Origin of the sequence: Enterobacter cloacae complex sp. R_G8, from assembly GCF_024599795.1 — a bacterium.
GTDB classification, from domain to species: domain Bacteria; phylum Pseudomonadota; class Gammaproteobacteria; order Enterobacterales; family Enterobacteriaceae; genus Enterobacter; species Enterobacter dissolvens.
Genome location: NZ_CP102246.1, coordinates 2,368,670 through 2,384,360, shown reverse-complemented (window position 1 = coordinate 2,384,360; position 15,691 = coordinate 2,368,670). Strand labels below are relative to the sequence as shown.

Annotated in this window: 15 protein-coding genes and 1 pseudogene; 12 read left to right on the top strand and 4 right to left on the bottom strand. The window is 49.3% G+C overall.

The features are described from left to right. Positions 1-16 precede the first annotated feature (16 nt). Entirely contained in the window at positions 17-1,039 is a 1,023-nt protein-coding gene (locus tag NQ842_RS11285; protein ID WP_181616721.1) for a hypothetical protein, read from the top strand. Between the two features lie 23 nt (positions 1,040-1,062). Beyond that, positions 1,063-1,569, top strand: coding sequence for a hypothetical protein (locus NQ842_RS11280; RefSeq protein ID WP_257256847.1), 507 nt, complete (start codon positions 1,063-1,065; stop codon positions 1,567-1,569). A 619-nt stretch (positions 1,570-2,188) separates the two neighbouring features. Here the strand turns inward: NQ842_RS11280 and NQ842_RS11275 are convergent. Beyond that, a complete protein-coding gene (locus tag NQ842_RS11275) occupies positions 2,189-2,689 on the bottom strand; it encodes a hypothetical protein (protein ID WP_073961562.1) in 501 nt (166 codons plus the stop codon). 124 nt (positions 2,690-2,813) lie between these two features. Here NQ842_RS11275 and NQ842_RS23405 point away from each other — a divergent pair. The 5 genes and pseudogenes from NQ842_RS23405 to NQ842_RS11255 form a co-directional block, all read left to right on the top strand. After that, positions 2,814-2,924, top strand: a pseudogene (locus NQ842_RS23405) (hypothetical protein); the annotation flags it as partial. Beyond that, positions 2,917-3,081, top strand: coding sequence for a YdaE family protein (locus NQ842_RS11270; protein WP_185812863.1), 165 nt, complete (start codon positions 2,917-2,919; stop codon positions 3,079-3,081). The pseudogene NQ842_RS23405 and the gene NQ842_RS11270, both read left to right, overlap by 8 nt. 140 nt (positions 3,082-3,221) lie before the next feature. Then, positions 3,222-6,359 carry a RecE family exodeoxyribonuclease gene (locus tag NQ842_RS11265; RefSeq protein ID WP_257256846.1) on the top strand — a complete coding sequence of 1,046 codons (3,138 nt, stop codon included), beginning with the start codon at positions 3,222-3,224 and terminating at the stop codon, positions 6,357-6,359. 9 nt (positions 6,360-6,368) lie between these two features. Next, positions 6,369-7,454, top strand: coding sequence for a RecT family recombinase (locus tag NQ842_RS11260; protein ID WP_257256845.1), 1,086 nt, complete (start codon positions 6,369-6,371; stop codon positions 7,452-7,454). A gap of 38 nt (positions 7,455-7,492) precedes the next feature. Then, positions 7,493-7,732, top strand: coding sequence for a DUF4060 family protein (locus NQ842_RS11255; protein ID WP_257256844.1), 240 nt, complete (start codon positions 7,493-7,495; stop codon positions 7,730-7,732). A gap of 221 nt (positions 7,733-7,953) precedes the next feature. Here NQ842_RS11255 and NQ842_RS11250 read toward each other — a convergent pair whose 3' ends face one another. After that, complete coding sequence (locus NQ842_RS11250; protein ID WP_257256926.1) at positions 7,954-9,183, bottom strand: site-specific integrase; 1,230 nt, start codon at positions 9,181-9,183, stop codon at positions 7,954-7,956. 134 nt (positions 9,184-9,317) lie between these two features. Between NQ842_RS11250 and sapC the strand changes: the two genes are divergently transcribed. The 4 genes from sapC (at position 9,318) to NQ842_RS11230 (ending at position 13,120) form a co-directional block, all read left to right on the top strand. Continuing rightward, positions 9,318-10,208: a putrescine export ABC transporter permease SapC gene (sapC, locus tag NQ842_RS11245; protein ID WP_014832199.1), complete on the top strand. Its 891-nt coding sequence runs from the start codon at positions 9,318-9,320 to the stop codon at positions 10,206-10,208. Continuing rightward, positions 10,208-11,200 carry a peptide ABC transporter ATP-binding protein SapD gene (gene sapD, locus NQ842_RS11240; RefSeq protein ID WP_014832200.1) on the top strand — a complete coding sequence of 331 codons (993 nt, stop codon included), beginning with the start codon at positions 10,208-10,210 and terminating at the stop codon, positions 11,198-11,200. Before sapC ends, sapD begins: the two co-directional genes overlap by 1 nt. 1 nt (position 11,201) lies before the next feature. Next, entirely contained in the window at positions 11,202-12,008 is an 807-nt protein-coding gene (gene sapF / locus NQ842_RS11235; RefSeq protein WP_014832201.1) for a putrescine export ABC transporter ATP-binding protein SapF, read from the top strand. A gap of 197 nt (positions 12,009-12,205) precedes the next feature. Beyond that, positions 12,206-13,120 (top strand): ATP-grasp fold amidoligase family protein, encoded by a 915-nt coding sequence (locus NQ842_RS11230; RefSeq protein ID WP_219279154.1) that lies wholly within the window; start codon positions 12,206-12,208, stop codon positions 13,118-13,120. 1 nt (position 13,121) lies between these two features. On the opposite strand, the gene NQ842_RS11225 is transcribed toward NQ842_RS11230, so the two are convergent. Then, complete coding sequence (locus NQ842_RS11225) at positions 13,122-14,189, bottom strand: ATP-binding protein (protein WP_125366074.1); 1,068 nt, start codon at positions 14,187-14,189, stop codon at positions 13,122-13,124. Further along, positions 14,186-14,890, bottom strand: coding sequence for a response regulator (locus tag NQ842_RS11220; protein ID WP_219279155.1), 705 nt, complete (start codon positions 14,888-14,890; stop codon positions 14,186-14,188). Before NQ842_RS11220 ends, NQ842_RS11225 begins: the two co-directional genes overlap by 4 nt. 317 nt (positions 14,891-15,207) lie before the next feature. On the opposite strand from NQ842_RS11220, the gene NQ842_RS11215 reads away from it, so the two are divergent. Then, positions 15,208-15,594 carry a transporter gene (locus NQ842_RS11215; protein ID WP_219279156.1) on the top strand — a complete coding sequence of 129 codons (387 nt, stop codon included), beginning with the start codon at positions 15,208-15,210 and terminating at the stop codon, positions 15,592-15,594. Positions 15,595-15,691 lie beyond the last annotated feature (97 nt).

Sequence of the window (15,691 nt, the reverse complement as noted above, 5' to 3'; positions counted from 1 at the left end):
TAACTGGGTAATTGTAATGAAAGATAGCAGACAGAAAATAGTTCATTATAAAAAGGCAGTCATCCCAAACGGGGCATCCTCATTGCAAAGTATTTTACTTGAAATCATAGGAGATGGTGGTTCCGCTGAAAATGTTATGCTTCGCCAAGAAAAAATCTCTCCCGCAGATGATAATTCTGGAATAAGATTCTTAAATAAAAGCAACACATATAAGACTATTCTATTTGGTCAGCTAGTTCTTTTCGAGAAAGATAAAAGTCAATCTCTATTAGAAATAAATGACAATGTTAGATTTTATGACATAAACTCAATAACTTCGAATGACATTATTATTGATGGGGATAATGCACAAGATAAAAAAAGAGAGTTTGTCGACTCTATTTTATATTTTGGCGTTTTAGGTAACCATGTGATAATTGTTCAGTCAACATCCCTTCGCGCCCGAGAATTTGAGTCTCATCTTAACTGGCTTATAAACAGCTTTACTGATATAAATGACTTTGTCTTACTCCTGCAAGATAAGCCATCAGAAGCAACTATGCAAAAGATGGAAAAGTCACCTGCTAAAAGCATTAGAATCGGAGGCTTACCGATAACTTCTGAAGCAAAAAAAGATGACGCATTTTACAAACCAAAAGCCACAGGCTCGGTTAAAACGATCAAGTACAGACCTTCTGGTAAGGGCGGTTCGTTGCTTAAAGCCTTTTTGGGCGATAACTGGGCGGACGATATCAATTTGAAGGATTCCTTAGATGATGCAAATCTTCAAGTAAGTCTTGAAATTACATATTTCAGAAAAACCAACGATGGCGGTCAAGCTGTTATTGACAGTATCGCTACATCACTAAGGCATGTAGATGAGGATGATTACAGCATAAAACTTCAAGGTGGCGGGGAAATTACTGGTAAAGAGATTAAACTTTCAGGCAATATTAGTGTCGAATATAATAATGGCATTATCGATGAGAATGATTTATTCTTAAAGATGCACAAATGGCTGTTCTCCAAGCTTGAGGCGGGAGAGCTTAATATAAAGTAAAAAGATGAATAAGGAGGATAATAATGAAATCTAAAACCATCCACCTTGTTCTTGTGTTTGCTTCCTTTTTTATTGGCTATTTTATAATCAAAAAGTCACTCAGCTTTATTGCTGAAGGTGTTATTATTGCGGCACCATGGGCTGTAGTGGGTTTGATGCAGTTGCCCTTATCGTATTGCATACAGGCAATCTTTAAAACAAACGAAGTTAATGATCACTCTTCGTTAACCCCCTCGGAGTTGCGAAGGCTTTCACCTCTGGTTAAATCCAAAAGGCGACTAATGGTCTTCCTTTTGGCATTCTATGTTTTCTCGACACTATTTGTGGTGTTAGGCCTGATGGTTAGCGCAGGAAATCAAGAGTTATTATACCAGGTGCTTAAAGTATCAGGGGGCTTACTCTTCGTCTCGTTCTATACGAGTATTTTTGTTCATAACATTATGATTGAGCTTCAGAGTTTCAAGGCAATTCTTAATAGAAGAGACTCGAATAAGAAAGAAAGAGAATCCTTTCTTGATAAACTGAAATGACCCGGCCACCGAGCCGGTTTTTTATACCCCTATACTCACCAGCTCCGCCGCCTTCTCAAACACCTCTTCCTGTACGCCATCTTACTTCTGCCTCCCTAACCTCACCTGTTCATCGATAATGCCCGCCCGGTTGATAGGTTTTGGTGCTGATACCAGGCTAATCACCACCACGCCGATCACCAATCCATTCAACCCAGTTTGCTAGTCATTGTTCTTCATCGTTCTGCTCCATTGTGCCCTCAAAAAGATCTGCACCGACTGTGGTACATGCTTTATGCCTGCTCTTCACTCCGATCCCGGCATTTTAGCAGGGATTTTTTAGTCTGCATTCCGGCAGTAACCTCACAAAACCCAGCCATATAAACTATCGATGTACATTCAACATCAACTCATAATTGACATAAATATAAACCAGTGATTTAATAACTATCACCAGGACGCACTACGAACCACCAAGGCAGGACGCCCACGAAGTAGCCGCCGACGGCATACGAATAGTCGGATGAGGTGGAGAGATTAACGCGCATCAGGTGTAAACGTTCCGCTGGCCGGCGATAAGGCATAAGAAAAGCGCCCAGCAGGACGCTTCGCTCTTTAAAAATCTGGGTATCCCTGAATGTTAGCTAATCCAGCTGGCATCAAGAGTGTAGTTAGAGGTATTCATCGAGTAAGAGGCATTACAATTATGGCAAATAGATTGGTGAAAATAGCATCTGGCATGAGCGTTATAGTACGGCTCTCCAGTAGGCTGAAGTATCGATACTATTCTCTTTGTAAAACACTGTGGGCAAAGATGCACTGTTACCTTCTTTTCACCCACAATCTGCTCCTTCGAATACACAAACGTACCAGATTCAAGTTGATTGAAAACATAACCTTCAGTCTGGGATTGAAAATCTTCGTACTCTGCAATTTTTGCTTTGAGAAGCATTGCTTCTTCTTCACGTTGACGGATCACATCACCGAGAGAGAAGCACTCCGCCTGAAGTGTAATTAACCTGTTCTGAAGTTCAATCGTGGCAGCTTTAACTTCCGCATCAGTTTTTGCGTCGTTGATGACTTTGGCTAAACCTGCGGTCTCTTTTATGGCGGCCATGGCAGCTGATAGTTCGGCAATCACTACGAATACTCTTCTTGTTGCTGGGGATATCCAGATTAAACGAATCCTTGTTGTTGGGGAATAGCAGGATCCACCGAGCCTGATGTGGTCAAAAGACAGGCATTACAAGGAGATCAAAGTGACTGATTACGCACGTAAGCCATCACGGCAACAGGCAGTAAAGCTGAACTTCTTCGAGGTGATTCTTCGCCGCCTGTGCTACCTACTGGCGCAAAAGGGGAATCCAGATGTGTAACTCAACGAAATGCGGGTACTGCGGCAAGCCGGTTGAACTGGAGGAAGTAGTCAAAAGTACCCTTCTCTTTCGCAACGGCGCGCAGATGACGCGCAAAGAAAAAGAATACTGCTCTGAACGTTGTGCTTCGTACGACCAGATGGCCCACGAAAGCTAACGTAAAAGCCGCGCAAGGCGGCCCGTACGTCCGGTGCTCCCGACCAAAGTTACACCGGAAAACTACTTAAAAAACCAAAGTTCACCCAATGGGCGCTATCTCTGGCCCGGGGATCTTACATCCAAAAAAGAGGATCTCACATGGAATTTTTCTATGTAGTTAAGGCTACGCAGAAATCTGGCAAAGAAGACGCAGTGATTTGGTTCACTGCGAAATCAGAAGCCCGTGCCAACCTACAGCTCGATGTTGAGCTGGAAGATGCTGGTATTGAAACCGGACGCGGTAAGGATTACGCCAAACCGGTTCGCACCGATTTCCCTGTTTACAACGATCTGCCTGAAGAAAGCACAGTGGATTACACCTGGTGCAAACGCTACGAACTGCAGGACGATGGACGCACGTGGCTGCCAAAGGCTGGTACTGAGTCGACTGGTGCCATGGACAACACTGCCGAACCGGAAACGACCGTTAATGTCGAAACTACCGTCGAAAGTATCCCTCTTGAAAACCGCACTCCAGCGGTACGTTTTGCCTTCCACCTGACCAGCGACAAATATCAGACGCACATCAGCAAAGAACAGCAGCTGGCTGCCAGCGAAATGTCACTGGATGAAGGCAACACCTATCTCCAGAACCTGCTGCTGGCGAAGAACGACACCCCTGAAGTTGCAGAACTCAGCCTGAACGCTGAGTGGAAATTGGTTCAGGCAATTAAGCAGGTATTCGCGCCAGATGAAGAGCACGAAATAAAGCTGCTTACTGCTTTCATCGCTGACTGGTTGAGAGTAGATGCCGGCGACCGCAATGAGTTAGTGAGAGAGTGGAGAAGCGGAAAGCTTACTCTTCTCAAATCAGAAAGCACCAGCATCGAAGACGTTGCAACTGTTCAGGACCCAGAACCTGATAACGGAATCCAGATTGATGAGAATGATGACGAAACCACACGTTATCCAGTCGTACGTATGCCCTTCCGCAAGCAGCTACTCGCCCAGTTCACCGGTGAAGAACTGCGCCACCACTTAACCCGCGAAGAATACGAAGGTATCAGCGCGCTGGAGATGGACACTGACAACAGCTATGTCCAGAACCTGCTGCTGGCGGCAGAAAACTGCGAAGAGGTGAAGGGTTACGATACCAAAGATCTGTGGCGCTATACCGACGCCATTCGCAAAGTGTTCAGCCAGGAGAAGCGTCACGAACTCGCTTTGGTTCTCCGATTCACCAGGATCTGGGCGGCGACTGATTATATTGACCGCGGCATTCTCGTTCGCGAGTGGGCAGCCGGTAATCGCATTAGTAATGTTCAGCGCACCGATTCTGGAACCAATTCCGACGGTGGCTATGTAACGGATCGCGGCGAAGGTGCGCATCACACTCTGGATACCCTCGATCTTGAGATCGCATGCGCCCTACTGCCTATGGACTTCCACCACTTCGAAATTCCTTCGAGCGTGTTACGACGCGCCAAAGAAATTGTGGCCAAGAAAGAAGAGCCATGGAAGTCATGGAGCACAATCTTACGCAATCAACCAGGCGTACTGGCGGTGAACCGTGCGGCAATCTTCAATCTTATCCGCATCGCGCCAGAAAACATCCACCACACGCCAGCGGCTCATCTTGAGTTTGTGAATAAAACCATGACGGCTGAATTTAACTCTGCTGTGGAGCTACTGCCGCTGCCTACTCCTGTAGTTGAGACTGAAGCCCCAGCTGAACAACCGCAGGTTGAAAATCTCGGCAGCGGCGTGTTCTCCATCGATGGTCTGATGGTTGGAAATACCGCCCCGGTCATCGATATCCCCTCAAATGAAGTCGAAAAAACGGAAAACACAGCGGAGACCACCAGCGATGTGCAGATGGAAAAGACTCAGCCAGAGAAAGTCGAAAATACTGATCCGGTACAACCAGGCGAAGGCACTGATGCAGCTGATACGCAAGCAGTTACCGTAGAGCAGGAAGAACAGAAAGCAGAACCGGTAATTGAATTCCCGGCTTACTTCGAGCCTGGCCGATACGAAGGCCTACCGAATGACGTTTATCACGCTGCAAATGGTATTAGCTCAACCCAGGTGAAAGATGCCCGTGTCAGCCTGATGTATTTCAACGCACGCCATGTAGCTAAAACTATCCCGCGCACAGCATCCAAAGTGCTGGACATGGGAAACCTAGTGCACGCCCTTGCATTGCAGCCGGAAAACCTCGAAGCAGAGTTCAGCGTAGAACCTGAGATCCCGGAGGGTGCTTTCACAACCACCGCAACTCTGCGCGAGTTCATCGATGCGTTCAACGCCAGCCTACCGGCGCTGCTAAGCGCTGACGAGATTAAAGCGTTGCTTGAACAACATAACGCATCCCTTCCCACTCAAGTGCCGCTTGGCGCGAGCCTGGAAGAAACGGCTCAAAGCTATATGGTTCTCCCAGCTGAATACCAGCGTATTGAAGAAGGCCAGAAGCAGACAGCAACGGCAATGAAGGCGTGCATTAAAGAGTACAACGCTACCCTGCCGCCGCAGGTGAAAACCAGCGGTAGCCGCGACGCGCTGCTCGAACAATTAGCGATCATCAATCCTGATTTGGTGGCACAGGAAGCGCAGAAACCGACGCCGTTGAAAGTGTCCGGCACCAAAGCAGACATGATCCAGGCAGTTAAGTCGGTTAAGCCCGATGCCATATTCGCCGACGAACTGCTGGATGCCTGGCGCGACAACCCTGGCGAAAAAATACTGGTTACCCGCCAGCAACTGGCCACAGCGCGGGCAATTCAGTCTGCGCTCCTGGCGCACCCGACCGCTGGCATGCTGCTGACACATCCAAGCCGTGCCGTTGAAGTGAGCTACTTCGGCTTTGACGAGGAAACGGGCCTAGAAGTTCGTGTACGTCCTGACCTTGAGATCGACCTGGACGGCGTGCGCATCGGTGCTGACCTGAAAACTATCAGCATGTGGAACGTCAAGCAGGAAAGCCTGCGCGCCCGGCTGCACCGGGAAATCATTGACCGGGACTACCACCTCAGCGCGGCTATGTATTGCGAGACCGCGGCTCTGGACCAGTTCTTCTGGATTTTCGTCAACAAAGACGAGAACTACCACTGGATCGCCATCATCGAGGCATCCGCAGACCTGCTGGAACTGGGCATGCTCGAGTACCGCAAAATGATGCGCGCCATCGCAACCGGCTTCGACACCGGAGAATGGCCAGCGCCGATCATCGATGATTACACCGATGAACTGAACGACTTTGACATGCGCCGCCTTGAAGCGCTGCGCACTCAGGCTTAAGGGGGATTTATGAATAACACTAACGTTACCGTTGCTGACCAGAACACCGTTATTAACTCCAACGTGGCTCTGTTCGATTCCCAGTATCTGAACGCCATCAGCACGTTCGCGCAAATTATGGCGCAGGGCACCGCCACCGTTCCTAAACACCTGCAGGGCAATCAGGCCGACTGCATGGCTGTAGCGATGCAAGCGGCACAGTGGCAGATGAATCCCTTTGCCGTGGCGCAGAAGACGCACCTGATTAACGGTGTGCTCGGGTATGAAGCGCAACTCGTTAATGCCGTCATTTCACGCAGCGGCGTGCTGGCCAGCCGGTTTGAATATGAATGGTATGGGCCATGGGAAAAGGTCGTTGGAAAATTCCATATCCGCAAAGGCGACAAAGGCGAGTACCGCGTCCCGGGCTGGACCCTGGCTGACGAAGCCGGAATCGGCATCATCATCCGCGCAACGCTTAAAGGTGAAGATCAGCCGAGAGAACTTGATTTGCTGCTGGCTCAGGCCCGTACCCGAAATTCTACTCTCTGGGCTGACGACCCACGTCAGCAACTTGCGTACCTGGCCGTCAAACGCTGGGCGAGACTGTTCTGCCCGGATGTGATTCTGGGTGTATATACCCCGGATGAACTCGATGATCGCCGTGAAGAACGAGAGGTAAATCCGGCACCGGCGCAGCACGTAAGCCTTGCAGATATTTCAGGTGATAACGTCACCCCGACTCAAACAGCTCAGGAATCAGCTCAAAACATCGATGCACTTGCTGATGATTTCCGCGACCGCATCGAGGCGGCCCAGGATGTCGATAGTGCAAAAGCTCTACGCGCAGATATCGAAACCGTCAAAGCAACGCTAGGTTCCGCCCTGTTTACCGAGCTTAAGAACAAAGCAGTGAAGCGCTACTACCTGGTTGATGCTCGCAATAAGGTGGAAGCGGCGATCAACTCCCTGCCATCTCCGGATGAACCCGACGCGGCAGAACGCTTTGGCGAAGCTGAACGCGTGCTGGCATCTTCAAAGCGTCACCTGGGCGATGAACTGCATGAGCAGTTCAGCATCACCCTGGCGGATATGAAACCGGAATACGTGAACTAACGAGATTGGGAGGGGAAACCCTCCCTCAAGGAGAAGAAATGCGACTGATTAATCGCAGTAAGCAATCCCCTTTGGCTCGCCAGGCATGTGATGCCGCTCTCGCGAAGCACGTCGAAACTTACGGTGAATTCTCCAGACAGAAAACCAAGACCACATACACCGTAGTGGTTGATGGAATAAAGGTAACAGTGGAAGTCGTTAACCGCCGGGCCAGCTACGTTGCGACAGCCATGAATGGTGCCCGCAGGCTGCGCAATCTGCCGGGACAATGCAACTGAGAGGTGCAATATGAATGAAACAACTTATACGAATGTTGATATCTTGATCACCAGTGAAGTTTTATCAAGATACAAAATTTCGCGGAGCACGCTGTACTTTTGGAGCACCCCTTCCAGAATGCCGGCATATTTTTCACAACCATTTCCGAAGCCGAAGATAAATGGAAGCCCGAAGCGCTGGAGACTTTCAGACCTCCTGGAGTGGGAAGAAAAAGTGGGCATCAAACCAGAGGATGACCAACCAGTTTCTCCAAATGGTTCTGCCATACCGCAAGCCAATGGCGCTGATCATCAATGTAGTCATGCAGGTTATACCTCGCCATGACACCTGCCATATGATGGCCAAGCAGTTTCTCAACAACATGTGGCGGCGCACCTAATTCAGAAAGTCGCGTCGCCACGGTTCGTCGAAGGTCATGGAGGGACCACGGCTTCATTCCTGTCTTGGAGATTATTTGGGCAGAAAATAACGCAACGTTAGGCTGAAGAGGCGGCCTGTCATCCTCTGGCCCCTTATAGCGTGACAACGTAACTACATGCTTTGACATTGATGTTACTTTATGCGATTTCATTAGCTTTATAACAGCATCCGGCAACGCTCTCCTGACGGATTTACCTGTTTTATAATCACTTGCTGGAATGGTCCATGTTTGGTCCATAAAATCGAACCATTCCCACTTTGCCGTTCTTATTTCCGTACTCCTACAACCGGTCAGAATGAGAAATTTCATGATCAGCTGTTGTCGTTCTTTCATCTCAGGCAAAGCATTCCAGACAGTTTTGATCTCCTCGTCGCTCAATCTTCGGTCTTTAACTGCCGCGGTGAGCCCCACATCAGATCGCCTGAGACTCTCAATTGGGTTTAGGTTGATTATTCCTCTGTTAGAGCAGAAACGAAAAACACGCTGCATCAACCCTAACATTTGCCCTGTAACCACCCTTCTTCCCATACCGTCGAACAGGCTAAGCCAATGCGCCTTTGTGGTCTGATCTACGATCATATTCCCCAGCACAGGATTGATATGGTTGTTGAAGTCCCGGCGGTTCACGTGGATTTTTACCAGGCCTTCAGGAACGCAGTAATGCTTTTCCCAGTAATCAAAGGCTTCTTTTACGGTAATCGCATCAGTTCTTTTCTGTTTCTCCAGTACGGTCTGTCGTCTCGGATCGAACCCCTCTTTAAGCCAGATTCTGAACTGCTGTCTACGCTCTCGCGCCTGAGCTAATGATATGGTCGGATAATCGCCGATCGTCAATTGAGCCGCTTTTCCGTTCCATCTGTAGCGGTAAAAGAATGTTATACTGCCGGATGTAGACAATCTGACATTCAAGCCGTGAGCGTCTGAAATGACCTCGATTTTGTCTCTCTTTTTGCCAAGAGCTTTTCTCAGTTTTGTATCGGTTAGCAATGTGTACACTCCGGGAAAAGATATACACAATAGTGTACACATTTTGCGTAAATTGATAACCTTCAAATTAATGCGCGATATACAAAAATAAAGCACTTAGAGTAGGCAAGATGTTGATAATGGCGGAATTTTTCAAAAGACATAAAGCATGACAAACAAACTTAAAACGGATTCATATGCCCTACGATAGCGTATACAGTGAAAAGCGCACGCCCGGTGCGCTACGTACCGTGTGGCGTAAATTCTATGGTGACACCACGGCAATGATTGGCCTGTACGGCTGTGCCGGGCTGGTATTGCTTTGCGTGTTTGGATCGTGGTTTGCCCCCTATGGTATCGACCAGCAGTTCCTCGGCTATCAGTTGTTACCTCCCTCGTGGTCGCGCTATGGGGAGGTTTCCTTCTTCCTGGGCACCGACGATCTGGGTCGTGATGTGCTGAGCCGCTTGCTGAGCGGCGCCGCCCCGACGGTGGGTGGTGCGTTTGTGGTGACGCTTGCCGCCACAGTCTGCGGCCTTGCGCTGGGCATTTTTGCCGGCTCGACACACGGTCTGCGCTCGGCGGTGCTGAACCACATTCTGGACACCCTGCTCTCTATCCCGTCGTTGCTGCTGGCAATTATCGTGGTGGCCTTTGCCGGGCCGCACCTTTCGCATGCCATGTTCGCCGTCTGGCTGGCTATTCTGCCGCGTATTGTTCGTTCTGTTTACAGCATGGTGCATGACGAGCTGGAAAAAGAGTATGTCGTTGCCGCCCGTCTGGACGGCGCTACCACGCTCAATATTCTGTGGTTTGCCGTCCTGCCAAATATCGCGGCCGGCCTGGTCACCGAGATCACCCGCGCCCTGTCGATGGCGATTCTGGATATCGCCGCGCTGGGTTTCCTCGATTTGGGTGCGCAACTGCCGTCACCGGAATGGGGCGCGATGCTGGGCGATGCGCTGGAGCTTATCTACGTTGCCCCCTGGACGGTCATGTTACCGGGTGCGGCCATCATGGTCAGCGTGTTGCTGATTAACCTGCTGGGCGACGGTATTCGCCGCGCAATTAATGCGGGGGTGCAATAATGCCGCTTCTTGATATCCGCAACCTCACCATCGAGTTTAAAACCGGTGAAGGCTGGGTTAAGGCCGTCGACCGTATCAGTATTACCCTTGCAGAAGGCGAAATACGCGGGCTGGTCGGTGAATCCGGCTCAGGGAAAAGCCTCATCGCCAAAGCCATTTGCGGCGTGGCGAAGGACAACTGGCGCGTCACCGCCGACCGAATGCGTTTTGATGATATTGACCTGCTGCGCCTCTCCCCACGCGAGCGTCGTAAGCTGGTGGGTCATAACGTCTCAATGATTTTCCAGGAGCCACAATCCTGTCTTGATCCATCCGAGCGTGTCGGCAAGCAGCTGATGCAGAACATTCCCGGCTGGACCTATAAAGGCCGCTGGTGGCAGCGTTTCGGCTGGCGAAAACGCCGCGCCATTGAGCTGCTTCATCGCGTCGGGATCAAAGATCACAAAGACGCGATGCGCAGTTTCCCCTACGAACTCACCGACGGTGAATGCCAGAAAGTGATGATTGCCATCGCGCTGGCCAATCAGCCACGTCTGTTGATTGCGGATGAGCCTACAAATGCAATGGAGCCCACCACGCAGGCACAGATATTCCGCCTGCTGACGCGGCTGAATCAGAATAACAACACCACCATTTTGCTGATCAGCCATGACCTGCAAATGCTCAGCAAATGGGCGGACAAAATTGATGTGATGTACTGTGGGCAAACGGTGGAAACCGCCCCCAGTGAAGATCTGGTCACCACGCCGCACCACCCTTATACGCAGGCGCTGATTCGTGCAATCCCGGATTTTGGCAGCGCCATGCCGCACAAGAGCCGTCTGAACACGCTGCCCGGTGCGATCCCGCTGCTGGAGTCATTGCCGATAGGCTGTCGTCTTGGGCCACGCTGCCCGTATGCACAGCGTAAGTGTATTGAAACGCCGCGTCTGACGGGGGCGAAAAACCACCTTTACGCCTGTCATTTCCCGCTGAACATGGAGAGAGAGTGAAATGGTCGAAACCTTACTGGAAGTGCGCAACCTGAGTAAGACCTTTCGCTATCGCACCGGGCTGTTCCACCGCCAGACCGTGGAGGCCGTGAAGCCGCTGAGCTTTACGCTGCGCGAAAAACAGACCCTGGCGATCATTGGCGAGAATGGTTCCGGCAAATCCACGCTGGCAAAAATGCTGGCGGGCATGGTCGAGCCAAGCGGCGGTGAAGTGCTGATTGACGATCATCCGCTGGCATTCGGCGATTACTCCTTCCGCAGCCAGCGCATCCGCATGATCTTCCAGGATCCCTCCACCTCGCTTAATCCGCGCCAGCGCATTTCGCAGATCCTGGATTTCCCGCTGCGGCTGAATACCGATCTGGAGCCTGACGCTCGCCGTAAACGTATTTTTGAAACCCTGCGTATGGTTGGGCTGCTGCCCGATCACGAGAGTTACTATCCGCATATGCTGGCCCCGGGTCAGAAGCAGCGTCTTGGCCTGGCGCGTGCCCTGATTTTGCGCCCGAAAGTGATTATTGCTGACGAAGCCCTCGCCTCTCTGGATATGTCGATGCGTTCGCAGTTAATTAACCTGATGCTGGAGTTGCAGGAAAAACAGGGGATCGCTTATATCTACGTCACGCAACATCTTGGCATGATGAAACATATCAGCGACCAGGTGATGGTCATGCACCAGGGTGAGGTCGTCGAGCGCGGCAGCACGGCGGATGTGCTGGCTTCCCCACTCCACGATTTAACAAAACGCCTGATTGCCGGACATTTTGGTGAAGCGCTAACTGCTGATGCATGGAGAAAGGATCGGTAACCGCCCGTCAGGTGTCTCCCGCGACAGCGAATATTTCGACTCAGAACTTCAAAGGATTAAACAGGACGTTTAATCCTTTTATTTTGCGTTGCACATCGCCATCCGCTTTATAAGCGGCTCTCCATTTCTCCTCCATACTCCAGGCAATAAAAATCAATCCTTCCCCTTCAGAATATGAAGATATTTCGGAGGAAAGAATGAACAAAATCACATATTATTTAAAAAACCTGGAGTATCTGCTCAGGAAGTGTCGGTCTTATTTAATATCAGACATTAACTTTCATCTGTCCCGTCTCAAAGAAATTCACGGCGACACATTTGATATAAAATCCCCTGCTACCCTGAACGAAAAAATTTGTCATCGACTGGTCTATGACCATAATTCACACTATACGCTGCTGGCTGATAAACTGGCGGTGAGGGAATATGTGCTATCGAGAACGCAACGACTAAACGTAGTGCCATTGATTGGCGTATACCGTCGCGTTGAGCACATTGACCTGACGAAACTGCCGAATAAATTTGTATTAAAATGCAACCATGACAGTGGAAGTGCGGTCATATGCACAAACAAAGCAGAGTTTGACCTCAAAAAAACGCAAAACAAACTCCGGCTGGCATTAAAGAGAAATTTATATTACACCACAAGGGAATGGCAATATAAAAACATCCTTCCTGTTATTCTGTGCGAGCAGTACATCGACCTGTTTAATAACACCGACAAAAGCACAACCTCAGAGATGTTAAGGATCCATTGTTTTCATGGCATCGCGCAGTTCGTGGAAGCGGATTTTACCGATGAAAGCGGCAATGGATTTATCAACGTTTACGATCGGCACTGGCAATTGCAGCCTTTCCAGATGGAATATCCTAACACCCCGCAGGTCATCCCCAGACCTGCGTCTTATCAGGAGGCAGTGCTGGCGGCGCAAGACCTGGCCCAGGGGATTGATTATTGCCGTGTCGATCTCATGCTCACGCAGGATGAAATCTATTTTAGTGAAATAACGTTAAGCCCGAAACGAGGCAAACTTACCATCACGCCCCCCGAATGGGACGCCAGGTTGGGCGAAATGTGGCAAATGACGCCTGTCACAAACAGGCTCATTTGAGTCATGCCGCAACCGGCCAGGTTAATTTGAATAGCGAGTGGTTTCGCTTCGTCAGAACATAGGTAACATCGCCACCGTGCGCAAGCATGATGGCTTTTACCACCGACAACCCTAAACCACAGCCTTCAGGATTCAGTTGTCTGGCCCCTTTGTCGCGCTGAAAGGGCTGGAAGAGAAAATCATGAAATTCCCGGGGTATGCCTGGCCCCTCATCCTGAATCAGGATGTAATTTTCTTTACAATACACCCCGTTTTTTATGATGAGTTTACGTGATGTCGAGTAATGCAGCGCATTGTCAAATAACACGGTCAAACATTGATTAATACGTAGCGGATCGCAGATACACCGCTGTGTTTTAAGTTCGGTATGAATATCATATTGCTTACGCTTAAACTCAGGCCTGAAGGTCTCAAGTGCTGTTTCCAGGGTGTCCTTAAGATCGATTTCGCTCTTGCATAACGTATAACCCGCACCGCCGTCCGAGCTGACAACACGGAGATCCTCTATCAGGCGAGCCAGACCTTCGGTTTGCTTTAGCAGGTTATTGAATAAAGCCGGATCTGGCGCAAACACTCCGTCGACGAGACCCTGAAGCCGCCCACGTAAAATCGTGACGGGTGTTCTCAGCTCATGCGCAATCGCTGCATTCCAGGATTTGCGCTGAATATCCAGCGTTTGCAATTTTTCAGCCATTTCGTTGAAGTCGTTGACGAGATGATTTATCTCGCCAAGCTGTGAACTCGCGCACCAGGCCCGGGCATCCAAATCGCCCTGAGAAATGCGTTTCAGGCTGGAGGCTACCGCGTTCAAAGGCGTCAGAATTCGTGATGACAGTTTTACGGTCAAAAAGAGAGAGATCATCAAACTGATTGTCGAGACCGTTACGAGCCACAACCAGTCCCACATCGTCATATTCTCTTCGCTGCCAGCGGCGGTACCTCCCGGGAGGTAATCCAGCACGAAGCTGTAAAACAGCCAGGAGCCCAGAATAGCGATGGCAATAATAATCAATGCCAGCGTAACCATATAGGTTAAGATTTGGCGGCTCAGAACAGATTCTTTACTCATTTCTTGTCACCCAGCCGGTAACCCATCCCTCTTATGCTTTCAGGCACACCATGAAGACCAGCAAGTTCCAGTTTTTTGCGCAGCTTACTCATGTGGCTGTCCACCGTTCTGTCTAAGGTATCGCCCTCCGGCAGACAGGCGTTAAGTAACTCTTCGCGGGAGCATACCTTTCTCGGGTTCCTGACCAGATAGGTCAGCAGTTTAAATTCTGTGGTGGTCAATACAGGACATACCACCTCCTCCCCAACCGTGACTTCAATATAGAAATCATCCGGGTAGACCGTAATAAAGGATGTCCGGAGCGGCATTGCTGCAACCTGTTGAACGTAGGCCTTCGTTCTGCGCAGTACGGCTTCCACTCTCGCGACAACTTCAGAGGGATTGAATGGCTTTATGACGTAATCGTCAGCGCCCAGCCGCAACCCCATCAGCTTATCCACATCCTGATCGAGGGCGGTGACCATAATGACGGGCACCGTACTCTCCCGGCGCAGCGTGGTAAGGACGCTCCAGCCATCAAATACCGGCAACTGGATGTCCAGCAAAATGAGATCCGGTTTATGCAGACGCGTCATGTTAATCGCCTGCGCACCATCTGTTGCCCTTAAGGTTTTCATTCCTGCCCGCTGCAGGTAGCTCATCAGTATATCGGCGATTTCATCTTCATCTTCGGCGACAAGAATTAAATTATTTTGGTACATTTTCTCTCCACAGGTACGGGAAGGCGTCTCTTTTATGTTGCGAAATCATGCTAAGCGCCATTTTATAAAAAGCTCAGACCCACGCATGACAAAAAAGTGCCGTTGTGTTGTGACTTTTTTATAAGCATTCCTGCAAAAAACAAAACCCTTGATGTTATTACCTCCACACTTTCTCCACATTTCGGATATAAACACTCCATATAAACAGTTGAATCTTTTTATTCAGAAAAAAAGCGACCAAAGAGAATAAACCATTGAACTTCTCGTATGTGGCTCGGTCTATCAATTGCTTTCATTAATACCCAAAGACACTCAAAATGAATATTAATAGATATGTCTCACCTGCTAACGTTGGCACGTCATGTTTGTTTCTTATTGTATCGTGGGGATTATTGCATCTTTGGATGATCCTGATACATGAAGTCGATGAAAAAGTGGCGGCAACCTTTATCTCCTCACCTGTTATTTATGGTTGTATCGCAGCAACATCGTTTTTTCTTGCGATTCAACATAAAGGAGGCGGATTGTCGGAACTCCTTGTCATGGCCCTGTGCCTGGCATTGATTTTTATCTACCTGATCTTCATTTTCAGTATTTTGTTAAACATCGCACCTGATATCGCCGATCTGGTGTTTTACTGCGAATGTTTTCTCATTATATTTTTTGTTGGCTCACCCATTTATCTCATGTTAAGGATGATTTAAGTTTACTGTCTCCATATAACCTCCACAAATTGCACATCAGTACTAAACATGCGCTGTATAAAGTAACGGTTAATGGATAAATTCCTGACGGAATTCC